23 protein-coding genes and 1 pseudogene are annotated in these 23,907 nt (G+C 33.2%); 2 read left to right on the top strand and 22 right to left on the bottom strand.

All coding sequences use genetic code 11. The features are described 5' to 3' along the window. Positions 1–84 precede the first annotated feature (84 nt). Positions 85–1,515 (bottom strand): 6-phospho-beta-glucosidase, encoded by a 1,431-nt coding sequence (locus JNUCC83_RS07385; RefSeq protein ID WP_454459413.1) that lies wholly within the window; start codon positions 1,513–1,515, stop codon positions 85–87. A gap of 101 nt (positions 1,516–1,616) precedes the next feature. Here JNUCC83_RS07385 and JNUCC83_RS07390 point away from each other — a divergent pair, with 101 nt between their 5' ends. Beyond that, positions 1,617–2,591, top strand: coding sequence for a LacI family DNA-binding transcriptional regulator (locus JNUCC83_RS07390; protein ID WP_454459414.1), 975 nt, complete (start codon positions 1,617–1,619; stop codon positions 2,589–2,591). A gap of 121 nt (positions 2,592–2,712) precedes the next feature. Here the strand turns inward: JNUCC83_RS07390 and JNUCC83_RS07395 are convergent, their stop codons facing one another. The 19 genes and pseudogenes from JNUCC83_RS07395 to JNUCC83_RS07485 all read right to left on the bottom strand — a co-directional run bounded on the left by JNUCC83_RS07395 (position 2,713) and on the right by JNUCC83_RS07485 (position 21,441). Continuing rightward, positions 2,713–3,228: a hypothetical protein gene (locus JNUCC83_RS07395; RefSeq protein WP_454459415.1), complete on the bottom strand. Its 516-nt coding sequence runs from the start codon at positions 3,226–3,228 to the stop codon at positions 2,713–2,715. A 16-nt stretch (positions 3,229–3,244) separates the two neighbouring features. Then, on the bottom strand, positions 3,245–3,631 hold the full coding sequence (locus JNUCC83_RS07400) for a DUF4430 domain-containing protein (protein ID WP_454459416.1): 387 nt from the start codon (positions 3,629–3,631) through the stop codon (positions 3,245–3,247). Between the two features lie 153 nt (positions 3,632–3,784). Then, positions 3,785–6,571, bottom strand: a complete 2,787-nt coding sequence (gene ileS / locus JNUCC83_RS07405) for an isoleucine--tRNA ligase (protein ID WP_454459417.1) — start codon at positions 6,569–6,571, stop codon at positions 3,785–3,787. Between the two features lie 274 nt (positions 6,572–6,845). Next, positions 6,846–7,649 carry a DivIVA domain-containing protein gene (locus JNUCC83_RS07410; protein WP_454459418.1) on the bottom strand — a complete coding sequence of 268 codons (804 nt, stop codon included), beginning with the start codon at positions 7,647–7,649 and terminating at the stop codon, positions 6,846–6,848. A gap of 14 nt (positions 7,650–7,663) precedes the next feature. Continuing rightward, positions 7,664–8,446 carry a YlmH family RNA-binding protein gene (locus tag JNUCC83_RS07415; protein WP_454459419.1) on the bottom strand — a complete coding sequence of 261 codons (783 nt, stop codon included), beginning with the start codon at positions 8,444–8,446 and terminating at the stop codon, positions 7,664–7,666. 18 nt (positions 8,447–8,464) lie between these two features. Continuing rightward, positions 8,465–8,728, bottom strand: a complete 264-nt coding sequence (locus JNUCC83_RS07420; protein ID WP_454461344.1) for a YggT family protein — start codon at positions 8,726–8,728, stop codon at positions 8,465–8,467. A gap of 15 nt (positions 8,729–8,743) precedes the next feature. Then, entirely contained in the window at positions 8,744–9,367 is a 624-nt protein-coding gene (locus JNUCC83_RS07425) for a cell division protein SepF (protein ID WP_454459420.1), read from the bottom strand. A gap of 16 nt (positions 9,368–9,383) precedes the next feature. Next, positions 9,384–10,058: a YggS family pyridoxal phosphate-dependent enzyme gene (locus JNUCC83_RS07430; protein ID WP_454461345.1), complete on the bottom strand. Its 675-nt coding sequence runs from the start codon at positions 10,056–10,058 to the stop codon at positions 9,384–9,386. A gap of 319 nt (positions 10,059–10,377) precedes the next feature. Next, a pseudogene (gene ftsZ, locus JNUCC83_RS07435) lies at positions 10,378–11,352 on the bottom strand (cell division protein FtsZ); the annotation flags it as partial. Positions 11,353–11,373: 21 nt separating this feature from the next. Further along, the gene (gene ftsA / locus JNUCC83_RS07440; RefSeq protein WP_454459421.1) at positions 11,374–12,714 is read right to left on the bottom strand and encodes a cell division protein FtsA; all 1,341 of its coding nucleotides are present in this window, start codon (positions 12,712–12,714) and stop codon (positions 11,374–11,376) included. 131 nt (positions 12,715–12,845) lie between these two features. Continuing rightward, positions 12,846–13,760: a cell division protein FtsQ/DivIB gene (locus JNUCC83_RS07445; RefSeq protein ID WP_454459422.1), complete on the bottom strand. Its 915-nt coding sequence runs from the start codon at positions 13,758–13,760 to the stop codon at positions 12,846–12,848. 20 nt (positions 13,761–13,780) lie between these two features. Next, positions 13,781–14,869, bottom strand: coding sequence for an undecaprenyldiphospho-muramoylpentapeptide beta-N-acetylglucosaminyltransferase (murG, locus tag JNUCC83_RS07450; protein WP_454459423.1), 1,089 nt, complete (start codon positions 14,867–14,869; stop codon positions 13,781–13,783). 2 nt (positions 14,870–14,871) lie between these two features. Continuing rightward, a complete protein-coding gene (murD, locus tag JNUCC83_RS07455; RefSeq protein WP_454459424.1) occupies positions 14,872–16,233 on the bottom strand; it encodes a UDP-N-acetylmuramoyl-L-alanine--D-glutamate ligase in 1,362 nt (453 codons plus the stop codon). 14 nt (positions 16,234–16,247) lie between these two features. Next, on the bottom strand, positions 16,248–17,216 hold the full coding sequence (gene mraY / locus JNUCC83_RS07460; protein ID WP_454459425.1) for a phospho-N-acetylmuramoyl-pentapeptide-transferase: 969 nt from the start codon (positions 17,214–17,216) through the stop codon (positions 16,248–16,250). A gap of 1 nt (position 17,217) precedes the next feature. Then, entirely contained in the window at positions 17,218–19,110 is a 1,893-nt protein-coding gene (locus JNUCC83_RS07465; RefSeq protein WP_454459426.1) for a peptidoglycan D,D-transpeptidase FtsI family protein, read from the bottom strand. Beyond that, positions 19,110–19,499, bottom strand: a complete 390-nt coding sequence (locus JNUCC83_RS07470; RefSeq protein ID WP_454459427.1) for a hypothetical protein — start codon at positions 19,497–19,499, stop codon at positions 19,110–19,112. The genes JNUCC83_RS07465 and JNUCC83_RS07470 overlap by 1 nt, the downstream gene beginning before the upstream one ends. Before the next feature lies 1 nt (position 19,500). Next, the gene (gene rsmH, locus JNUCC83_RS07475; protein WP_454459428.1) at positions 19,501–20,466 is read right to left on the bottom strand and encodes a 16S rRNA (cytosine(1402)-N(4))-methyltransferase RsmH; all 966 of its coding nucleotides are present in this window, start codon (positions 20,464–20,466) and stop codon (positions 19,501–19,503) included. Positions 20,467–20,486: 20 nt separating this feature from the next. Next, positions 20,487–20,918 carry a division/cell wall cluster transcriptional repressor MraZ gene (gene mraZ / locus JNUCC83_RS07480; RefSeq protein WP_454459429.1) on the bottom strand — a complete coding sequence of 144 codons (432 nt, stop codon included), beginning with the start codon at positions 20,916–20,918 and terminating at the stop codon, positions 20,487–20,489. 148 nt (positions 20,919–21,066) lie between these two features. Next, positions 21,067–21,441 (bottom strand): DUF3397 domain-containing protein, encoded by a 375-nt coding sequence (locus tag JNUCC83_RS07485; RefSeq protein WP_454459430.1) that lies wholly within the window; start codon positions 21,439–21,441, stop codon positions 21,067–21,069. A 170-nt stretch (positions 21,442–21,611) separates the two neighbouring features. On the opposite strand from JNUCC83_RS07485, the gene JNUCC83_RS07490 reads away from it, so the two are divergent. Then, positions 21,612–21,731 carry a DUF4044 domain-containing protein gene (locus JNUCC83_RS07490; protein ID WP_454459431.1) on the top strand — a complete coding sequence of 40 codons (120 nt, stop codon included), beginning with the start codon at positions 21,612–21,614 and terminating at the stop codon, positions 21,729–21,731. A gap of 29 nt (positions 21,732–21,760) precedes the next feature. Here the strand turns inward: JNUCC83_RS07490 and recN are convergent, their stop codons facing one another. Both recN and JNUCC83_RS07500 read right to left on the bottom strand, forming a co-directional pair. Further along, positions 21,761–23,437, bottom strand: a complete 1,677-nt coding sequence (gene recN, locus JNUCC83_RS07495) for a DNA repair protein RecN (RefSeq protein WP_454459432.1) — start codon at positions 23,435–23,437, stop codon at positions 21,761–21,763. 13 nt (positions 23,438–23,450) lie between these two features. Next, on the bottom strand, positions 23,451–23,897 hold the full coding sequence (locus JNUCC83_RS07500) for an arginine repressor (protein ID WP_454459433.1): 447 nt from the start codon (positions 23,895–23,897) through the stop codon (positions 23,451–23,453). Positions 23,898–23,907 lie beyond the last annotated feature (10 nt).

Consider the following 23,907-nt stretch of genomic DNA (forward strand, 5'->3'; position numbering starts at 1 on the left):
ATGTTTACGCTTTCTTGTAAACAATAAATATACATTTATTATAAAAAGACTTCAGAAATAGTATCCAAAGTCTTTCAGAAATTTTTAGTTACTTAGGTCTTCTCCATTTGTTTCAATTACTTTTTTATACCAGTCAAATGATTTTTTCTTACTACGATTAAGCGTTCCATTACCTTCATTATCACGATCAACATAGATAAATCCATAACGTTTTTTCATTTCACCAGTTCCAGCACTTACTAAGTCAATACAACCCCAAGTTGTGTATCCTAACAAGTCTACACCATCAATTTCTACAGCATCTTTCATAGCTTTGATATGCTCTGCTAGATACTCAATACGATAATCATCTGCTACATAGCCATTTTCATCTGGTGTATCGATAGCGCCAAGTCCATTTTCAACAATAAATAAAGGTTTTTGATAGCGATCATACAAATCGTTTAATGTTATACGTAGTCCTAATGGATCAATTTGCCAACCCCATTCGCTTGACTCTAAGTATGGATTTTTCAATGATTCAAAAATATTACCGCTTGTTTGTTCATTAATGGCTGGATCAGTTGATTGAAGTCTTGAGGAATAATAAGAGAATGACACAAAATCAACTGTATGTTCTTTCAATAAGTCTAAATCGCCTTCTTTGATTGGTAAAGTAATACCATTTCTTTCCATCTCTTTCAACGCATACGCTGGGTATTCTCCACGAGATTGTACATCAATAAAGAAATAGTTTTCTCTATCAGCTTTTCTTGATGCCCACACATCTTCTGGTTTACTTGTATAGGCGTAGTTTGCACCAGCTGCAAGCATGCATCCAACTTTATTTTCAGGATCAACTTCATGCGCAATTTTTGTTGCAATTGCACTGGCTAATAATTCATGATGAGCCGCTTGATATTTTATTTGTTCTTTGTCTTCGCCTTCTTCAAAATACAAACCAGCTCCCATAAAAGGGGCATGTAAAATCATGTTAATTTCATTAAATGTTAACCAATATTTGACAAGTCCTTTATAGCGATTAAAAATGACATGACAAAGGTTTTCATAAAATCCAACCATTTCACGACTTCTCCACGCACCATATTTTTCTACTAAGTGCATTGGACAATCAAAATGAGTGATAGTCACTAATGGTTCGATACCATATTTTTTACATTCCTTAAATAAGTCTTCATAATACTTTAACCCCGCTTCGTTTGGCTCCTTTTCGTCACCCTTTGGAAAAATACGAGACCAAGCAATAGATAAACGATACGTTTTAAATCCCATTTCAGCAAATAATGCGATGTCTTCTTTATAGCGATGATACATGTCAATGGCTTCTTTAGCTGGATAAAAATGATTGTCATCAAAATTAAACATTTTCATTTCACCAGTAATAACGGCTGCACGGTCTTTACCGACTGGTGCTAAATCCACATTAGCTAATCCACGTCCATCTTCTTTATATGCACCTTCACATTGGTTAGCAGCTGTTGCGCCACCCCATAAAAAGTCTTTTCTAAATCCCATAATATTTCCTCCTTGTATCTTTTATAAATTTATTCTACCTTGTGGGAACATTCCCATGTCAAGATATTTTTGGTATAATTTTTATAAATGGAGGTTTTAAAATGACAACTATTATTGATGTAGCAAAAAAAGCAGGTGTTTCAAAGTCAACAGTCTCTCGTGTCGTAGCAAAAAACGGATATGTTAGTGATATGGCAAGAGAAAAAGTAGAACAAGCGATGGATGAATTAGGCTATATTCCAAACATGATAGCCCGAAATTTACAATCTGGACTGACTAAAACAATTGCTTTCATCTCACATGATTTTAATCAATACACTAGTATTTTTCTTAATGCATTTACTAAAACTGCGTTGAAACATGATTTTTATGTTAACTTATATGTCACTGGAGGAGATAAAGAGAAAGAACTAGATGCCTTAAACCTTATGAAATACAAACAAGTCGATGCTGTTTTTATATTTACTAGAAGTAATTCATGGGATAATATCAAACCCTATAGAAAATTTGGACCTATTTCAACTTGGCATCGAATTGATTCTCCCGATATTTATTCTTCTTATGTTAATCAATATGATAGCTATTTAATGTCTTTAGAATTTCTACTAAGTCGTGGTTACAAAAAAATTGGCCATGTTTTAGGCTTTGAAAACAATAAAAACACGCTTGCTCGTATCGATGCCTTAAACCATTTTTATGATAAACACACTGAACTAATTAAAGAAAATGAATGGATTTTTTTAAATGCTAAACATCAAAAAACTGGAAGAATTATCGCAAAAAAATGGCATAAGTCAACTAATAGACCGGATAGTTTAGTATTTTACACAGACTTTATTGCTGCAGAATGTATATCAGAATTAGAAAATTTAGGCTATAATATTCCTGATGACATAGGGATTATGGGATTTGATAATAATGATATAAGTGACATTGTCCATCTAACAACGGTTGATTGCCACCTAGAAACACAAGCAATGAATTGTTTTAATTATCTATACAATACATTAAAATACTCTGAGTTTTCACCAATAGAAATTACGCAAGATTTAGTCATACGATCATCAACAAGATAATACTAAGAATAGTAATCAGAAATTACATTTGGCTAATATACTGTGGAATGATTAGACCCTGTTGTACCATCTTAAACTTGTATAACAAAAAAAAGAGCGGACTTCTCCACTCTTCATCCGCTTAATTTTTTCTAACACTCTCTTTCGTAATAATACGAACAAATGGCTTTTTTAATATGACATAAAAAAAGACTGTACCAAAAACGTGTAGCATATCAAAACTCATTCCCGTAATATAATACGCCCAAAAATTTGTTACACCAAAAAAAGGGGCTAACATCAGAGATACTAAGAAACCATATCCTATACCAGAAAGAGCACAAACAATCAGTTGCATCCATAATGCATCTTTTAAAGAAGTAACTTTTTTTAGTATGAATACCAATAATATCACACACCAAAAAGATAAAATTTGGGCTATTGTCCAAATTCCCATACCCAAATAAAAATTAGTAATTAGAATAGATAGAGCACCTACAATCATAGCTTGCAAACTCCCCATATATAAAGCAATTAAAATCAGTATCGCTGTAATTGGTTGGACATTAGGTATCCAAGTCGTTAGTAATCTTCCAACAACACAAAATGCCGTCAATAAAGCAATCATTGTCAAATCTCTGGTTTTAATATATTTCACAAGAATCACCTATGCATTAATCTAATTTTGATAAATCAAAAACAATATCATCACCATCGGATACTTGTGTTTCTTGTACCCCTTTTTCAGCTTGTTTTCCATTAATTGTATACAACCAGTATTTATTTTCTTTTTCATTTTGTTTATGACCATTGATTGATGTAATAAACCCTTTTGTGTCTTCAATGTCATAATTCTCTTTTAAAATATCATACAACACGTCAGCTTTTTTTACCGTGATATTTTTAGTATTAAATTCTTTATGATCTTCTTTCAATACAATATTTACAGTTGCTTTTGCTTTAGTAGATTCAATTGTTTTTTTGCTCTCTTGTTTTGCCCCACAAGCAGTCAACGTGATTAAAATAGTAGTTCCTAACACTAAACGATTCAATTTTTTCATTTTTTTCTCCTTTAAATTCACCTATACATAAAACATTCATTAAAAAAGTGAAAGAATCTCTTCTTTCACTTCACTAAGTCATTTTGCTTATAAATTATATACCATTGATATTTCTGATGATATATATGTTCTTAAACAGTACCTAAAATACTTTTACTCTAATCCCTCAGCTACAGCTTCTGGATAAGTAGTTTCAACAATATCCGCACAACGATTACATAGAGTTGGTAAATCTTTATGACTTCCAACATCTTCCTTAATGGCACGACAACGTTGACAAGTTTCTCCCGGAGCTGGTTCTACTAAAATTGACATATCATTAAAGGCTATAGCATTATCCGGTGCTTTTGTAGACGATTTTTCAACAACCAAATCAGATACTATTAATACTTGTGCTAAATTAGTATTTAATGCATTGAGTAACATTGCTGTTGGTTCATTTGGATAAATCGTTACTTTAGCTTCAAATGATTTTCCAATTAATTTACTATTTCGTGCTTCTTCTAAAGCTTTTAAGACATGTGTTCTGATTTCCATAAAACCATCCCACAATTCCATAATATCATCTTGATCTGGGTATGTATCATAACCTGGCAGCTCAGTTAATTGAACATATTCTTCTTTCTCTTGTAAATGAGACCAAATTTCTTCAGAAGTAAATGGTAAAATTGGTGTCATTAATTTTGTCAATGCAACTAAAATATCATAGAATACTGTTTGCATTGCACGACGTTCATGATTGTCTCCTGCTTCGATATAGACAACATCTTTAGCGAAGTCTAAATAAAATGCTGATAAATCATTTGTACAGAAGTTTACTAAACTCTTATAAACTGTAGAGAATGAGTAGTTTTCATATCCTTTATCACGAATCGTTTTTATCGTTTCGTTTAATCGAATCATCATATATTTGTCCACTGAACGTAATTTATCGTAGTCAACACGATCTTTCTTAGCATCAAAATCAGATGTATTAGCTAATAAGAAACGCATAGTGTTACGAATTTTACGATACACCTCAGCAATTTGATTTAGTGTATTCATATCAACTTTAACGTCAGATTCATAATCCACACTTGATACCCAAAGTCTTAAAATATCTGCACCCATTTGATTGGTTACTTTATTTGGCTCAATCGTATTTCCTAAAGATTTACTTTGTTTACGTCCTTGTGGGTCTAATGTAAATCCTTGTGATAATACTGCTTTATATGGCGCGACACCATTAATTGCAACGCTTGTTGTAATACTTGAGTTAAACCATCCACGATATTGGTCAGATCCTTCTAAATATAAATCAGCTGGGAATGATAAATCACTTCTTCCACGTAATACAGCTTCGTGTGATGATCCAGAATCAAACCAAACATCCATGATGTCAGTTTCTTTTGTAAATTCTCCATTTGGACTTCCTGGGTGAGTAAATCCTTCAGGTAATAAATCTTTTGCTTCTTTTTCAAACCATATTTTTGACCCATGTTCTGCAAAAAGAGTTGCAACATGATCAGTTGTTTCAGGTGTAATAATTGCGTCACCATTTTCAGCATAGAAGACTGGTAATGGAACACCCCATGCACGTTGTCTAGAAATCACCCAGTCTCCACGGTCACGAACCATATTATAAAGACGTGTTCTTCCCCATGGGATAATCCAATCCACTTTTTCAATTTCAGATAAAATATCTCCTCTGAATTTATCAATTGATGCAAACCATTGTGGTGTTGCACGGTAAATAACAGGTTTTTTAGTACGCCAATCATGAGGATAACTATGTGTAAAGAAGTCTAATTTTAACAAATGTCCACTTTCTTCTAGCATTTCTGTAATCATAGGATTCGCTTTATCATAGAAAATCCCTTCAAATCCAGGAGCTTCATCAGTGTAACAACCACGAGAGTCAACTGGAGAAATAACATCAATACCATATTTACGACTCACAATATAATCGTCTTCCCCGTGTCCAGGAGCTGTATGAACTAATCCAGTACCCGCATCCAATGTAACATGGTCACCTAAAATCAAACGAGATTCTCTGTCATAAAATGGATGTTGCGCTGTTAGATTTTCTAACTCTGTTCCTTTTAATTCTTTTAACACAGAAACATTTTCCCAACCAATTTCTTTTGTAACAGTTTCTAATAATTCTTTTGCTACAACAAATTTTTTACCATCTGCTTCCACAACAACATAAACATACTCTGGATTCACACTGATAGCTAAATTAGCTGGTAACGTCCAAGGTGTTGTTGTCCAAATAACAAAACTTGTGTCATTATCTAATACATCTTTACCATCTTTTACATCAAAAGCCACATAAATTGACGCAGATTTAACATCTTTATACTCAATTTCTGCTTCAGCTAATGAAGATTCACTTGATGGAGACCAATAAATTGGTTTTAATCCTTTATAGATATAACCTTTTTCTGCCATTTTTCCAAACACTCGGATTTGAGCTGCTTCATAATCTGGTGTTAGTGTAATATATGGATTGTTCCAATCACCTGAAACCCCCAAGCGTTTAAAATCATTACGTTGTTTATCTACCTGACTTAACGCATACTCTTTACACATCTCCAAATACTCAGCTCTAGGCATTTCTTTACGTTTAACACCTTTTTTAGTTAGAACTTGCTCAATAGGTAAACCGTGTGTATCCCAACCAGGAACAAATGGTGCACGAAAACCTGACATTGATTTAAAACGGACAATAATATCTTTACTCACTTTATTAAGGGCATGTCCCAAATGAATGTTTCCATTAGCATATGGAGGTCCATCATGCAAGATAAACGTAGGTTTGCCTTCATTTAACTTTTGTCGTTGACCATAAATATCTTTTTCTTCCCATTCCTTTTGCCATTCAACTTCTCTTACTGGTAAATTTCCTCGCATTGGAAAGCTTGTTTTTCCCAAATGAAGAGTCTCTTTCATTTTCATATTATTTATCATCCTCGCTTATTTTTATGTATAAAAAAAACTTCGTCCCCTTATAAAAGGGACGAAGTCATCGTGTTACCACCCAAAATTTAGCACGGAAAACCTTCCATACTCTCTTGTAGACTTTAACGACTCTCACCGAAGTACCTTACTCTCGTTCAGGTATTTGTTATGCAAAGGATCTTTCTTAATCCATTGTCTTATCGGGTTTCCACTATCCCCAACTCACTAAAAGAATAGATTAAGCTTTTCTGTTTTACATAGTTACTTTGTATTATTTAACTCTTGGACGTGTTGCACGTTCCACTTTATTTAGTTTTTTTGTTTCTTCATTTTTTTCAGCTGGTTGTTTAGCTGCTTTTTTATCTGCTTCACGTGTAGTAGATACGTTTATTTCAGGTTGTTTAATAGTTGTCTTATTCTTTGGCGCATTATCGAATGAAGGCTTCACATTCACAGCTGGAGAAGTTGGGGCAACCCCATTGGCTGCTTCCACAGCATCTAAAACTTGCTTAAATGCTTGATGACTACTATCAACATAAGCACCAAATGGTTTCAAGATTTCATCCCATTCATCACTTTGGACAATTTGTAATTGTGATTCTAATAAAACTGATAGGTTTCTGTGGAAAATACGTGTTTTTTTCTTCAAATCATCGGTCTCTACAGCTAATTGACGTGCTCTTTCACTAGCTTCAGTAAGAATTTGGTTTGCTTTGTTTGTCGCACCAGTAATCAATTCATCTGACATTTTGTTAGCATGTGCTAAAATATCTTCTGATTGTGCTTGTGATTGTTGGATTGCTAAATCAGATTCCCTAATAGCATTTTCTTTCAATTTATCAGCTGTATCTTGCGCGACAATAATAGATTGATTCAATGAATCTTTTAATTCATTGAAGTAGCTCAATTTATCATTTGCTTGTTTTACTTCTTTTTCTAAAGAACGATTTTCTTGTGTCAATTTTTCAACTTCTAAAGCGATTTGATCTAAGAAATCATCAACCTCATCACGATCATACCCTTTAAATTTTGCATTAAAACTCTTATTTGTTATATCAATTGGTTTAATTCCCATGTTTACACTCCTTGCTACTTTCTTAACACTCTAATTTTTAAACGTATTTTGTCTTTTTTTGTTTTCCCTAATGTTTCTAATAATTGGACACGCCCTAGTCCACGAACCGAAACAATATCTAAATAATCAACCGGAAAGTCAACTCGTTCAACTTCAGTCCAGTTTACTTTAGCCTTTTTTGACTCAACAATCAATTTTGCACGTTGTCTAGATACATTATATACTGTTGAAATAATATTATCAATTCTTAATGATGAGATAGTTAAGCTTTCTTCCATCCATTCCTCAGTTGGGTGTAATAAATTTTGCCAACTTACTTCGTCAAATTTTACGCCAAATGAGCCTATTTTGTCAACTTGTTGCACAATATAATTAGCTATTGATTTTTTTAAAAATACTTGCCACCGAGATCCATCGGTTATAATATCACCAATAAATTCTCGCTTGATTCCAGTACTCATTAACGTTCCTAAAATTCTACCATGCGTTAATTGACCAAACTTTATTGGATACTTAATTTCATAGACTGACACATCATAATCTGTTTCACTTGGTTCATAATAATTTGGATATAAAATAGCACACTTTCTTTCAGAATTTTCAAATCCACCAAAAAAAGATAATAAGATATCATCCCTTTTTCCAACCAATGTTTTTAAAATAAACATTTCCCTAGGATTTAAGAATTCAGTAACAACTGGTGCATACTGCATCTCAACTTGTTCAATCCAGTTACCTACTGTATCAATAAAAGGATGCTCGTCCTTGCGAAAATGCTGATACACATTAGCTTGCAAAAAACTCACATCCTTTCTTTAAATCATATAAATTAACCTTGCTAATATTATAATTAACCCTTTACCTGCCAATTGAAGAACAAATATTGCCACAATAATTGTAAAATCAATCGGACCTACACTAAGATTTAAACGATCAAACATACTCAAATATGGTCTTGATATTCTTATAATAAATTGTCCAATCTTTGAATCATAGGCACCTGGAAACCAAGAAAGTAAAGCATAAATCACTAACACATATGTATAAATCTCTATTGCTTTAGATATTAAAGCTATAATCAAACTAACACATCCTTAATATTCAGTTAAATGATTTGTGATTATATTACGAGTAATACTTGAATCCACATCTACATTAGCTGGTGTACAAATAAATATATCATCACCTAATCGTTGAATATCGCCATCAATTGCATAAACCGCACCCGTCATAAAATCCACAACACGCCTTGCAGGATGTTCATCCATTAAACGAAACGATAATATAATAATCTCTTTTCTAAATAGAGCTTGAGCAATTTGTTTACAATCGATATAGTCTCTCGGCTCATACACCGTTACTTTTCTATGTTGTCTAGCAACCACCATACGTTTATTACCATTTGAGGTCGGTTGATAGGTATTCATTTCAACTATTTTTTCGTTAGTATATTGGTTTTCTGGCTCAGTAACTTTTATATCCTGTGTAACAGCTATTTTTGCTGATGACTCAGATGCTCTTGATTCTTCATTTACAATAATGTTTTCATGAGTCTTGTCTAATGTTGTTTTAGATTGCTTACTTACTACAGGTTCTTTATCAATAGTAATTTCTTCTACATCTTCATCAACAAAAGGTTCATTTTCCACATAAGTATCATCTCCTGATACTCCAAAAAAATCAGAAAACCGTTCACCAGCCTTATTGAATATCTTCACTCTATCACCTCTCCCCCTAAGATTCGAAAAATCTCGAACCAATTCTTACAAAGGTAGACCCACATTCAATCGCAGATATAAAATCTTGACTCATTCCCATACTAAGTTCGTTGCACGGAGCATAAGTAAGTTTTTTCTTTGCGACATCAATTTGTAATTTTTTTAATTGGCTAAAATATTGAGATAATTCGTCAAGACTTGAATCAATAGGAGCCATGGTCATTAAACCAACAACTTCAATTCTATCAAAATCTTTTAAATCCTTAATGAAGTTTTCTAAATTTTCTGGAGAAACGCCTTGCTTTGAGCTTTCTCCAGAAACATTTACTTGAACAAAACATTTTATTGGTTTCGTTGCTCTTTTTTGTATTTCTTGTGCTAAAGATATCTTATCTAAGGCATGAAAATAGTCAATTACATTAATAACTGCTTTTACTTTCCTTCTTTGTAAATGACCAATAAAGTGCCATTTAATGCCTCTTGTATCCTTTAGATAATCTTGTTTTTCTAATAATTTTTCCATTCTATTTTCAGCTAAATGCTTGAAACCTAAATCAACCATCTGCTTTGTGGTCATGTTATCAACAGATTTAGTCACACAAATGACTGTTATGTCTTCTACTGATCTCTGACTGCTGTTACACGCTTGTTTAACATCTTTTTGTATTGTTTCAACATTGTGTCGCAGTATTTCCAGATTCAATCTAAGTCACCCCTTATTTTTTTCTTCTAAAGAAAGGAGGTGTACTTAACTCATCTTCAGCTTCGATTGAATGCTCACTATCTTGATTAGCATTATCATATTCTTTACGATCAAGCGTTTCGAATTGTGTTTCATCTGGTACTTGTCTTGTAGATGGTTCGCGTTTTAAATCCCAATCTCCAAAAGCACTTGTTTGAGTTGTTCTAGTTGATTCAACTTCTGGTACTTCACGAATTGGTTCTTGAACTGTTCTAGTTTGACGTTGTTGCACCATGCCATTTTGAGTTGCTACACTGTTTCTGTTCATTGGTTGACGTTCTTTTTTACCAGGATCAATTCCTGTTGCTATAACTGTTACGACAATTTCGTCACCTAATTGATCGTTAACAGATGTACCTAAAATAATATTAACTTCTCCACCAGTTGCACTTGCAACAATTTCAGAAGCATCTTGAGCTTCAAATAATGTCATATCCGCTCCACCAGTGATATTTAATAGTACTTGTTCAGCACCTTCAATTGATGTTTCAAGTAACGGAGAGGCGATTGCTTTTCTTGTTGCTTCAATAACTCGATCTTCACCATTCGCTACACCGATTCCCATAAGTGCTGTTCCTTGATCTTCCATTACCGTTTTTACATCGGCAAAGTCCAAGTTGACATACCCTGGAGATGTAATTAAATCGGAAATTCCTTGTACACCTTGGCGCAATACATTATCTGCTTCTCTAAATGCTTCTAACATTGGAGTACGTTTATCTACGATTTCTAATAAGCGATTATTTGAAATAATAACTAATGTATCCACATTTTCTTTTAAGGCAGAAATTCCTTCTGCAGCAAAACGACTACGTTTTGGTCCTTCAAAACTAAATGGACGTGTAACAACACCTACTGTAAGAGCACCTTGTTCTTTAGCAATTCCAGCAACAACTGGTGCGGCACCTGTACCTGTTCCACCACCCATTCCTGCTGTAATGAATACTAAATCAGCACCTTTTAGAGCTTCAGCAATTAAATCTTCGCTTTCAGACGCTGCTTTTTCACCAATGTCTGGTAATGATCCTGCTCCAAGTCCTTTAGTAAACTTAGGTCCTAATTGAATAACTGTTTCTGCTTTTGAATGTTGTAAGGCTTGAACGTCTGTATTAGCAACGATAAATTCAACACCTTTTACTCCTTCATCAATCATACGGTTTACAGCGTTTCCGCCTCCACCACCAACACCGATAACTTTAATGACAGCACCAGTGTTTACAGTATTATCTAATGAAAATTCCATTATTTGCTTCCTCCTAGACTATTAGTCAAATATATTGGATAAGAAACCTTTTACTTTTCCGCCAAAACCTTCTTCTTTTTCTTTTGCAGGTTCATTTACTGGCACCTCTGTAACAGGTTCTTTTGCTTGCTGAACTGTTTTTTCATGTTGTTTTGTTTCAACAGGAATTTCTCTTGCTGGTTTTGATGCTCGTTTTTTATCACCAGTAACAGCCAACTTAGTCACATGATAGACTTCATCAAGTTGAGCAACATACTCAACAATTGCTATTGCGTTAGCATAAACAGGGTTACGTAATCCCATATGGTTTGGAACATATAATTTAACGTTTGTTCCAAACATATCTGCTGCTAATTCAACAACACCTGGTAAACTAGCCGCTCCACCAGTTAAGATTACGCCTCCTGGTAGATTTAATGCATCAATGCTATCTAACATCAATTTCGATTTTGAGAAAATTTGTTCAACTCTTGCTTCTATTATTTCTGATAAATAGCGTTCATTCACTCTAACAGGCTCATTTTTTCCAATTACATCAACTGGAAATTCTTCGCTTGGAGATGTTCTTTCAGGATAAGCATATCCATAATTGATCTTTAATGCCTCTGCATTTGTTAAAGATGTATTTAATACGACAGAGATATCTTTTGTAACAAATTCTCCACCTTCTTGTTCAACATGTGAAAATTTTAATTCACGTTCATACATCACAGAAGTGGTTGTTTGTCCACCACCCATATCAATGATGGTTGTACCAAAATCTTTTTCTCCATCAGAAAGAATTGATGAAGCTAAAGCAAGAGGAGTAATAACCATTTCGTCAATTATTAGCCCAGCTTTTTCCACACATTTTTGAATATTATGGACGATTGTTTTTGGTCCTGTATACAACAAGCCTTTCATATCCAAACGAACACCAATCATACCTCGTGGATCTTTAATCCCCTCAAAACCATCAACTTTAAATTCTTGAGGAATCAATGTAATAACTTGACGCTCTGGTGGTGTTGATCTTACTACAGCTGCAGATGCAACATTTTTGACGTCTCTATCCGTAATTTCTTTTGATTCATTGTTTACAGCAATCATGCCTTCACATTTTTCAACTTCTAAAAGGTTGGCAGGAATGCCCACACTCACACTTTTAATTTGAACACCTGATTTTTCTTCTGCTTGTTTTATTGCTCGTTGTACAGATTGGACTGCTTTATCAATATCGATAACAATCCCACGATCCAATCCTTTTGATTTAGCATTTCCTACACCAATAATGTTAATTTGATTTTCTATGTACTCAGCTACAACAACTTTTATTGATGTTGTACCGATATCAAGACTTACATATATTCCTGTTTTTGCCATGAAAGGTCTTCCCTCCTATAATTCTAACAAAGTCTTCCTTTATTATATGCATAATACCTCACACCATTCTATCATAAATAGTACTATGAAATAAAGAAGAATACTTTATTTGCTAGTTTTTTTTCTGAACGTTAAAAACCACTATTTATACTTTCATTGGAATTTTCGTTCGATAAACCATCACTTGCGCTACTTTCTTGTGTTTCTAATGGATACGAATAAACACCAGTTTTTCCTGCTTCCATGTCTATTACACTTTTATTTTTTAATTCAGCAACAATTTTATCATAAAATACCAATTTATCCGCAATTGTTGTTGATAACCCTATTACTTCATTACCGTCTTTCATTTGTAGCTTAATTCTAAATGGATTTGTCTTTGTTGATTGCGATTCAATTGATGTGATCTCAGATTTGATTTTTGGAGAAAAATGATCATAGGATGCTAATAGAGAGTCAAGCCCTTCTCCTTCTTTAAATCCAATTAATTGAGGTAAATTTTTTTCCGAATCTATGGCTTTTTCAGTTAAAATTTTTCCATTTGATAATACTGGATACAAACTATTATTTTTTGACAATACAGCTAGTACATCATATTCTGTTATATTAATACGAAAATGATTAAATTTAGTAATGCTTAATTTAGCTGATTTTATTCTTGGATTTTTTTTTACGACCTGTTGCATGTCTTTTGTTTTATCAAGATATTGCAACCATATGTTATCCCCGACTTGCAACTGACTAGCTGTTATGATTGACTGCTTATTTGCCTTACGCACGCCATCAACTGTGATACCTTGAAGTTTACTTAATGGTGAAATAATATAAAGAATTATAAGAATACCTGCAGCCAAAGTAACTAAGATACCAGTGAGTCTTCTAGTTAATTTTTTTTCCTCTACAGGTGTTAAACCCGTAAACGGCGACAATTTATGAATTCGTTTCATTTTATCTGGTTTATTAGCTTGATAATTTACTATGTCAGCCTTTGATGTTTTATCTTGCCTTTTATTGCCATCTTTATCATTTTCGTTTTTGTATGACATACTTACTAGCCCCCCTTAAATTAGGTTAGTTCTTGAATCAATTCATACAATCGATCCATCGCATCTGGAATACCTTCTTGTTTAGATGCTTTTGCCATATTATGTCTATAATCATCATTCAACATTAATTGATCAACTGTTTCTACTAATAATTCCCCTGTTAAATCACTGTCTTTAATCATCAAAGCTGCTTGCTTATTGACAAGACTCATTGCATTCTTTGTTTGATGGTCATTTGTAACATTTGGACTTGGCACTAAAATCGAGGGCAAGCCTAATGCTGTTATTTCAGCCATACTTGTCGCTCCTGCCCGACCAACAAGGGCCTCTACGCTAGCAAGAACATCAATCATATTATCAATATAAGGAACAACTGCTACATTATCTAATCCAGCAATGACCTCTTTTTGACTATCAAACTCATTGTAATAAATCGTGCCTGAAGCGTACAATACTTGATATGGTTTATTTTCAAATAATGGCAAAGCCTCTTTCATAGCATTATTAATTGTTTGTGCCCCACGACTTCCTCCAAAAATGACAATAGTCGGTTTATCTGATTGAAGATTAAACTCTGTTAACACATCTTGTTTTTCAACACCCACAACTTCTTGCGCTCTTGGGTTACCAACTAATGCTACTTTTTCTTTAGGAAAATAGTCTGCCGCATCAGAAAAGCAAATTCCGATTTTATCAGCATACTTCGATAAAAACTTATTTGTCATACCTGCCACACTATTCTGTTCATGGATAATTGTTGGAATATTTAATTTGCTTGCTGCATAAACAACAGAACCACAGACATAACCTCCTGTTCCTATAACAACATCAGGCTGAAATTCTTTAATATAGTTTTTAGCCTGTTTTATACTTGTCATAAATAAGTATAATGTTTTGAAATTTTTGAAGGTCAACGATCGATAAAAGCCTTGAATATCAATTGTCTTAAATGGGATATCTTGACTAGGCACTAGTTTACTTTCTAGTCCTTTTTCAGTTCCAATATATAAAAATTCTGATTCAGGATATTTTTCTTTTATGTAGCGAACAATAGAAATAGCTGGATAGATATGACCACCTGTTCCACCACCTGATACTAGTACTCTCATTTTTAATTACCTACTTGTTTAGTTATTTCTGATATAAACTCTTCGCCACGTGTCTCAAAATTAGGATACATATCCCAGCTTGCACACGCTGGGGATAATAAAATAGTGTCCTCAGCTTGTGCCATATACAATGCTTTTTCTACTGCTTCTTTCATTGTATCCACCATAAAAATATGTTGCACATTGGCCTGTTCAGCAGCATCTTTTAATTTATTTTTTGTCTCTCCTAATAGGACAATTGCTTTTAAATGACTAATTACAGGAATTAATTCATCAAATTCATTTCCTCTATCCAATCCTCCTGCAATTAACACCAATCGAGAATTTTCAAACCCTCCAATGGCATTTTTAGCTGCTAAAATATTAGTTGCTTTTGAGTCATTATATATGCTTACACCATTATACTCACCAATGTATTCTGTTCTATGTGGCACGCCTGAAAATGTTGATAATGCCTTTTTTATGGACTCATTGTCTATCCCATAAACTTTAGCTACGCAAATAGCAGCCAACGCATTTTCAATATTATGTGAGCCTGGAACACCTAGCTCACTTGCTAACATGATTTGTTCATGGTTATACATTAACCATTCATTTTCTAAATACGTTCCATTAGTTACTTTTTTTGTAGAAAATTCGATAATAGTCGCTTGAGATTGTTTTGATAACTCAACTAATTCTGGTTGATCACCATTAATAATTAACGTTTCAGAATCTGTCATATTACGTTGAAGATTCCATTTAGCTTTGACATATTCTTCTCTAGAACCGTGATAATCTATATGAGCCTCATATAGATTTGTAATCACAGCAATTTTGGGTTTGAATTCTGTTATTCCCATCAACTGAAAGCTTGATAATTCAGTGACTAACACATTCTTATCAGTTGCTCTTACAACAACATCACTTGTTGGAAAACCAATATTTCCAGCCAGTAATGCTTTATTTAACTTATAAGTATCAAAGATTTTTTTTATCATCGTTGTAGTTGTTGTTTTACCATTTGTTCCGGTAATCCCAATAAACGGAGCTTCTGATACTTGATAAGCTAGTTCAACTTCTGTAATAATCGGTATATTTTTACTGATTGCTTTTTCGAGAATAGGATTCGTATATGGAATCCCTGGATTTTTAACAATTAAAGAAAAACCTTCATCAAGAAGATCTAAAGGATGACCATCTGTTATGACTGTTATACCAGCTTCTAATAATTCTTGTGCTTCTTTATTTTCTGATAATTTTTTAGCATCATTAACTGTTACAAAAGCACCTAATTCGTGAAGTAACTTAGCTGCTGCTACACCACTTCTAGCTAAACCCAACACTAAAATTTTTTCATTTGCATAACGTTTCGATTGTTTCATCCTTCATAATCTCCTTAATTATATAAAATCCCTAAAGTAATTGCTGACATAACTAATCCTACTATCCAAAAAACAATATCTATTTTCCACTCAGACCATCCGCTCAGTTCAAAGTGATGATGAATAGGTGACATCTTAAAAATACGTTTCCCTGTTAATTTAAAAGAAGCTACCTGTAAAATCACACTTAATGTTTCTATTACATAAACTAATCCTACTAATAGTAATGTCCATTCTTGATGCAATAATATGGAAATAGCAGCTAACATACCTCCAAGAGCAAGAGAACCAACATCTCCCATAAATATTTTAGCAGGTTTTTTATTAAACACTAAAAAGCCAAATAACGCACCAACTGTCGCTAAACAAATTAATTGAATAGCATATTGATCTTGCTTATAAGCAATAATGGCATATGTTCCAAATGAAATCATTCCTAAACCAGACACTAAGCCATCTATTCCATCCGTCAAGTTAACCGCATTAGAAAAACCTACTAACCAGATAACTGCAAAGATTCCATAAAACACACCTAGGTCAACATTGCCAATAAATGGAATAAATAAATCGTCTGTCATACCATTTGATTTCATGATTGTATACAGTATTATTCCACCGACAATTTGTCCAATGAGTTTTTGTTTTGAATTTAATCCCAAATTTCTTTTTTTAAAGACTTTAATAAAATCATCTAAAAACCCTAATAGTCCATATAAAAACATAATAAACAGTATACTCCAAAAAGAAAAAGTCAATTCTTTCTGCCAAGCACCAACAATGAGAGACGTCAATAAAATACTTGTTAAAAACACCACACCACCCATAGTTGGTGTGCCAGACTTAGCTAAATGTCCTTCTGGGCCCTCTTCTCGAATGGCTTGCCCCATTTTTTTCATTTTGAAATACCCAATAAATAGTGGCATCACCATAAATACAAATGCAATACCTAATGATAATGGTATTAATAATTCTACTCCAATCATGTTATTCTCCTTTATCTGTTGTGGTGTCTACTTTAAACGCATGCTTTAACATACCATTTGAAACTTCAGCAATCATCTGCGCTGGAGAACCGTACTCACCAGTAACTACTGGTTTTTTCATTGTGACGTACATAATGTATTCTGGATTTTCTGTTGGTGCAATTTGAACCACAGAATAGATATAATCATTTGTACCTGTTAATAGTTTCCCATTTTCAAAAATCTGTGCCGTTCCAGTTTTTGCAGATACATTAACCCCCTCAATATTATAAATACCATAACCTGTACCATATATTTCATCGTTAACAGTATCTTGCATGTACTCCAAAACAGTTTTAGCTGTATCAGCTTTAATCGGTTCACCGACAACTTCTGTTTTAATTTCTTTTTCTTTTCCATCTTTATCAACCATTTTTTTGATATAACGTGGTTTTAACATTTTCCCATCATTTGTTATGGCTGTATAAGCTTGCATCATTTGCATATTCGTCACTGATATAGCTTGTCCAAAAGATGTCATTGCCATATCCACGGGGTTTTTATCGCTAATACTTCCTGTTGATTCAAGAGGGAGTCCTGAGTTTGTGGAATGACCAAACCCGAAACGCTCTAAATATTCAGGCCAAATAGAACCCATTTTTTGTTCTAAATTAACCATTCCGACATTACTTGACCAAGACAACGCTTGTCTGTATGTTAACGTCCCTTTTCCAGATGGAATCCAATCACTAATGGTTGCATCATATAGCTGAGTTTTTCCTGAAGCAAATGTTTCATTATAAGGAAATTTACCTGAATCTATTGCAGCTGCCACAGTAAAAACTTTCATGGTTGATCCTGGTTCAAATGGTCGCTGAACGAGTAAATTCTCCCATACTGGATCTGGTTTACCTTTTTCTTTATACAATCCTTCTTTTGTTTGGGGATCAAATGTCGGTCGCTGGGAAGCCGCCAAAATATCTCCTGTTTTAGCATCCATTAAGATAGCTGTCATATCTTCTGGTTTTGCTTTTTCATTGACACTATCCATCAAATCTTCTAACCGTGTTTGTAAATTAGTATCTAGCGTTGTATAAATATCTTGACCATCTTTAGCTTTTTTATCAATTACCTCAGTTCCAGGTAATTCATTTCCTTTACTATCTTTTTGATAATACTTAAATCCATCTTCACCTTTTAGAATACTATCATAGGCATTTTCTATACCCAAACCATTTTTACCACTTAACTTACTATCTTCTTTATTGGTATCTTCTGGTTGGGCATAGCCAATAAAGTAAGAAGCAAATTTACCATTAGGATACAATCTATCAGGATGTTCTTTAAAGTATATACCTGTTATCTTCTCTTTTTCTAAAGCATCTTGAATATTGTTTTTAGTTTCTAAGCTTAAGTTTTTTCCTTTTGAGCCAAACTCAACATTTGTTATTAACTTACCTTTTTTATTTTTTTTAGGAGTTAGCTGTTCTAACACTAATTGTTTATCAATTCCAGTATATTTATTTAATATATCGGCAATTTTATCATGATCTTTGTCATGAACAAACAACTCAACATTATTAATCCCTTTATAGTTTTTATCAAGTTCAGCATATAACGAATAAGAAGTAGCATCTTCAGCAAGTGGTAGTCCATTACGATCAAAAATGGTTCCACGTTTTGCTTTGATAACGCTACTTCCTTGATATATTTTTTGTCTTTCTGAATCAAGACTTTGTGATCCCACTTTACCAACAGTTATAATATAAACAAATCGTAAGGATATAATGGCAAATACTGCAATTGTTGTATAAAACAGAATAACCCCTACTTTTTTTCTATTTCCTGCTGGTGTTAAACTTTTATCCTGTATTTTTTTATTTATCTTTTTAAAAAACTCTTTTATTTTATTCATTATTTGATTTTCCTTATATTGTCCTCATGCATCTGCATACCTGCATCTTCGGCAATTTTTTTCAAACGGTCAGTCCGTTGCAACTCATTTTTTTCTTGATCTAGAGTTTCAATATCCTGTTGCATTTGTTTTTTATCTGCTTGAATGGAAGATATCGCTTCTTCCTCACGATTAATATAGGTAGTCATACGAATAGTTGCAACAGCTAAACATAAAAAGGTTCCAACAAATATCGTAAAAATAAATTTTTCAAATGTTGAAACTTTTTTCAGTTTGCTTTGTGAAATCATTGGCGCTTGTACTTCTTCCAATGTCACATTCTCCTTTTCAGGTGAATTAACTGGAGAATCATTGTATGAAATTTGACTATGCTTTTCTGGCAAAGACATGTTAAATCACCCTTTCAGGAGTTATTTTTTCTATAATTCTGAGTTTAGCGCTACGTGAACGATTATTTAATTCTAGCTCTTCCTTAGAAGCAACAATTGGTTTTCGATTAACTAACTTTATGTCAGGTTGATACTCAACTGGAACCACTGGTAAGCCTGGAGGTAAATCTTGTGGCACACTATATTCTTTAAATACATTTTTTACCAACTTATCTTCCAACGAGTGGAACGTTATCACACTGATTCTTCCACCAGGTTTTATCAACTCAATGGCTTGTTCTAAAGTCTCACCAATCACATCAAGTTCACTATTTACTTCTATTCTAATAGCTTGAAAAATACGTTTGGCTGGATGACCACCTTTTCTTCTTGCAGGAGCTGGTATCGCTTCTTTAATAATCTCAACCAATTCTCCAGTTGTTTCAATCGGTTTTTCAACGCGTTTTTTCTCAATTAGGCGAGCTACTTGCTTTGAAAATTTCTCTTCCCCATATCTAAAAAATATTTTAATCAACTGTTCGTAAGTGTAGTTATTCACCACATCTTTTGCTGTTAAAAGACTAGTTTGATCCATCCTCATATCTAGTGGTGCATCCTGATGATAACTAAATCCCCGTTCTGCTTCATCTAATTGCGGTGAAGAAACACCCAAATCATATAGAACACCATCAACCTCATTGATGCCTAATTTATTCATTTGTTCTTTTAAAAAACGAAAATTACTTTTTATAAATGTTACTTTTTGTTGTTCAATTTCTTCTTGTAAGAATTGTTTTGCATGTTCAATCGCTCGTTCGTCCTGATCAAAGGCATATAAATGACCCGAATCAGACAACTGTGATAATAAATATTTACTATGACCGGCACCGCCTAATGTGCAGTCTATATATACACCATCTGGTTTAATGTTCAATCCATCTACTGTTTCATTTAACAAAACAGTAACATGTTTAAATGTTTCTGACATATTCATTCTCCATTACTTGCTTATATTCCAAAATCGATTAGTCCTTCCGCAATGTCATCAAAATTTTCTTCAGCTTCTTTTGAAAAAGCTGTCCATCTTTCTTCACTCCAAATTTCGATACGATCGGAAACACCAATAATGACACAAAGTTTTTCTAATCCAGCAAATTCTCTTAATTTTACTGGTATGTTAATACGTCCTTGTTTATCTATTTCACACTCAGTTGCCGCGGAATAAAAGAATCGAACGAATGTCCTAGCATCTTTTTTTGTAAGTGGCATATTCTTCATACTTTCTTCAAGTTGTGACCACGACTCTAACGTATAACCAAATAAACACCCATCCATCCCTCTTGTTACGATAAAACGTTCACCAAGAGTGTCTCTTAGTTTAGAGGGTACGATTAGACGTCCTTTTGAGTCAATATTATGTTGGAACTCTCCCATAAACATAATCTGGTCACCTCAAATTGCCACTCAATAGTTTTAGTCTACCACATTCCCCCACATTCTACCACATTCTTATAAAAAAAATTATAATTTATAAAAAGAGTGTATATCATAACAAAAAGCACCTTCTATCACTCCTAGAAGATGCTAATTATTTTTGTAAAAACATAATAATACTACCAATTATCAAAATAACATAAATCATTAATGTAACCAAAAATGACACACGCCACAATACTTTAAAATACCGTTTAAAATTAATTTCGTGAAACCGATAAGCTAACAAAATAGCTATAAACATTCCAATGAAAAAAATCATCAAAAAAACATATGGCAAAAAGCTTTTACCCAATGTTCCTTTTGAGACAAAATGAATGCCTATAAAAAAGAACAACGTGGCTATATCAGGTGCTTTAACACCATACTTTTTATCTATAGTCGTTTTTTTTACAAATAAATTGCTTGCAATCATTATAATAACTGGAAATAAATACCAGAAAAAGAGTGATATAGTAAATTTAGGCATTCTATTTTTCCCTTCATTAATCATTCATTTACTTTCATTATAAGCATTACAATCGATTCTTTCAATTTATTTAAGTAATTTTTTACATTTAATTGATTTTCTTGCTATTTTGATAACTATCATTGTAGAATATAAAATAGTAACTATATAATTGGAGTGAATTATAAACAATGGATAAAAAACCAAAATCTACATTTAGCAAAATCACCAAAGTAGTTATCTGGATTATGCTTATTGCAACAGTCGGAAGTATTTTATTATCAGCTTTAGCTGCCACTGGTGTCATTTAAAAAAGAACGTTGACCAATTATTAAATTGGTTAGCGTTCTTTTTTAGCAATAGCAAGTAATTCTTTAGCATGTTCTTTGGTTAAATCTGTCACATCCGCACCGGATAACATTCTAGCAATTTCATTTACACGCTCGTCATCTGTTAATTCTCTTACTTGAGTTTTTGTACGATTTTTTTCAACTAATTTTCTAATAAAATATTGCGTATCTGCCATAGCTGCAACTTGAGGAAGATGAGTAATACAAAGTACTTGTGAACGTGACCCTATTTGATGTATTTTTTCAGCGATAGCTTGTGCCACACGACCACTAACCCCTGTATCTACTTCATCAAATACAATACTTGTCACAGACTTAGTACTTGAAAAAATAGTTTTAAGTGCTAGCATAATCCTCGATAATTCTCCACCAGATACAATCTTATTTAACGGTTTGAGAGCTTCACCAACATTAGTAGATAAATAAAATTCTATTTTGTCTTTCCCATTTATCGTTAATGGTATATCCTGAAACATCACCTTAAACACAGCATGTTCCATATAAAGACTTTTCAATTGTGTCATGATATCTTGTTCTAATTTTTCAGCTATTTTACGTCTTTTCTCACTTAATTCCTCAGCTAAAATTAGTAGCTCACTTTCCATTTCGTTTAATGATTCTTGCAATGTGGCAACATCCGTCGTCGTATCTAATTGTGTCTCTAATTCAGTTGAAATCTTTTCAAAATATGCGATGACTTCTTCTACTGTATCCCCGTATTTTCGTTTTAATTGTCTAATCACATCTAACCGGTTTTCTATCACAATTAATCGTTCATCATCCATTTCTAGTTGTTCCAATGAACTGTTTACTCTACCGGATGCTTCTTGCAATGAATAATAAGCAGTTCTAATCAAATCGGTTGTTTCAGAGTAATCACTATCAATTGATTCAATATGTTCCATCTCAGACATAGCTGCCCCACTTAACATCACCGCATTTAACTCATCATTGTCTAAATAGTGATATGCTTTTTTTAATGCATCAGTAATTTTTTGAAAATTAACTAATCTCTTTCTTTCTTCCAACAAATTTTCTTCTTCACCAGAAACTAGCTGAGCAGATTCTATTTCTTTGTATTGAAATGTTAGCATGTCCATTCGTTGCACAAACTCTTTTTCATTATTAATTAAATGAGTCACTTTTGTTTTAAGCTTATCATATTCATTAAATTTATCTTGATATGAAGATATGCTTTTTTTGACTTCTTTAGATGCATATTGATCTAATAATCGCAAATGATTTTGAACGTGCATTAATTCCTGATGCTCATTTTGTCCATGAATATCAACAATATAGGGACCTATTTCACGTAATGTTTTTGTCGTCACTAGTTGACCATTAATTCGACAATTATTACGTCCAGTTCGGTAGATTTCACGTTGAATCACTAACTGGCCATCAGACGGTTCTATGCCATTGTTTGCTAAAAACTCAGCAACGTGTTGATTATCTGACACATAAAACGACCCTTCAATACGACACTTTTCCTCGCCATCTCTTATATAATCAGCTGAACCTCGACCACCAACTAACAATCCCATTGCATCAATAATAATCGATTTCCCTGCACCTGTTTCACCTGTTAAAACAGTCATTCCTTCCTTAAAAGGAATTGTTAAATTAGAAATAATCGCAAAATCTTGAACCATTAATTCTTGGATCATGTCACTTCACCTCTTATGTCATTGATAAAATATCTCTTTCTATCATACGTGCCTGTTCATTCGTTCGTGTAATAATAAGCAGCTTATCATCGTTAGCAACTACTGTAAATAAACTATCTTCATAAATAATTTCAACTAACTTACCTATTATAACCCCAACACCTGGTTCCAATTGAAGATTGATAAAATTATCCATTATTGCTACTTTTATAAAAGATGTTTTCATCATTGCTTCTAACCTTAGCTTTTCAGATGTATCATTTTTAGGCAAATAATATCTAAATTCACCAACATCATCAACTTTCTTAATCAAATTTAACTCTTTTATATCTCTAGAAACTGTTGCTTGTGTGACAGGAACACCTCGTTCTTTTAATAAGATGACCAATTCTTCTTGCTTGCCAACATTTTCTTCCAATATAATTTGCTTTATGACTTTTTGACGTTCAGACTTTCTCATAGTTGACTCC

This window comes from Vagococcus sp. JNUCC 83 (assembly GCF_053667615.1).

Coding starts and splice junctions, on each gene's coding strand:
- JNUCC83_RS07385 (WP_454459413.1), bottom strand. CDS start 1,515: ATGGGATTTAGAAAAGACTTTTTATGGGGTGGCGCAACAGCTGCTAAC.
- JNUCC83_RS07465 (WP_454459426.1), bottom strand. CDS start 19,110: ATGAATAAAATAAAAGAGTTTTTTAAAAAGATAAATAAAAAAATACAG.
- JNUCC83_RS07485 (WP_454459430.1), bottom strand. CDS start 21,441: ATGCCTAAATTTACTATATCACTCTTTTTCTGGTATTTATTTCCAGTT.
- rsmH (WP_454459428.1), bottom strand. CDS start 20,466: ATGTCAGAAACATTTAAACATGTTACTGTTTTGTTAAATGAAACAGTA.
- recN (WP_454459432.1), bottom strand. CDS start 23,437: ATGATCCAAGAATTAATGGTTCAAGATTTTGCGATTATTTCTAATTTA.
- ileS (WP_454459417.1), bottom strand. CDS start 6,571: ATGAAAATGAAAGAGACTCTTCATTTGGGAAAAACAAGCTTTCCAATG.
- JNUCC83_RS07500 (WP_454459433.1), bottom strand. CDS start 23,897: ATGAGAAAGTCTGAACGTCAAAAAGTCATAAAGCAAATTATATTGGAA.
- mraZ (WP_454459429.1), bottom strand. CDS start 20,918: ATGTTTATGGGAGAGTTCCAACATAATATTGACTCAAAAGGACGTCTA.
- murD (WP_454459424.1), bottom strand. CDS start 16,233: ATGAAACAATCGAAACGTTATGCAAATGAAAAAATTTTAGTGTTGGGT.
- murG (WP_454459423.1), bottom strand. CDS start 14,869: ATGAGAGTACTAGTATCAGGTGGTGGAACAGGTGGTCATATCTATCCA.
- JNUCC83_RS07390 (WP_454459414.1), top strand. CDS start 1,617: ATGACAACTATTATTGATGTAGCAAAAAAAGCAGGTGTTTCAAAGTCA.
- JNUCC83_RS07445 (WP_454459422.1), bottom strand. CDS start 13,760: ATGTCATACAAAAACGAAAATGATAAAGATGGCAATAAAAGGCAAGAT.
- JNUCC83_RS07410 (WP_454459418.1), bottom strand. CDS start 7,649: ATGGGAATTAAACCAATTGATATAACAAATAAGAGTTTTAATGCAAAA.
- JNUCC83_RS07400 (WP_454459416.1), bottom strand. CDS start 3,631: ATGAAAAAATTGAATCGTTTAGTGTTAGGAACTACTATTTTAATCACG.
- JNUCC83_RS07490 (WP_454459431.1), top strand. CDS start 21,612: ATGGATAAAAAACCAAAATCTACATTTAGCAAAATCACCAAAGTAGTT.
- mraY (WP_454459425.1), bottom strand. CDS start 17,216: ATGATTGGAGTAGAATTATTAATACCATTATCATTAGGTATTGCATTT.
- ftsA (WP_454459421.1), bottom strand. CDS start 12,714: ATGGCAAAAACAGGAATATATGTAAGTCTTGATATCGGTACAACATCA.
- JNUCC83_RS07470 (WP_454459427.1), bottom strand. CDS start 19,499: ATGTCTTTGCCAGAAAAGCATAGTCAAATTTCATACAATGATTCTCCA.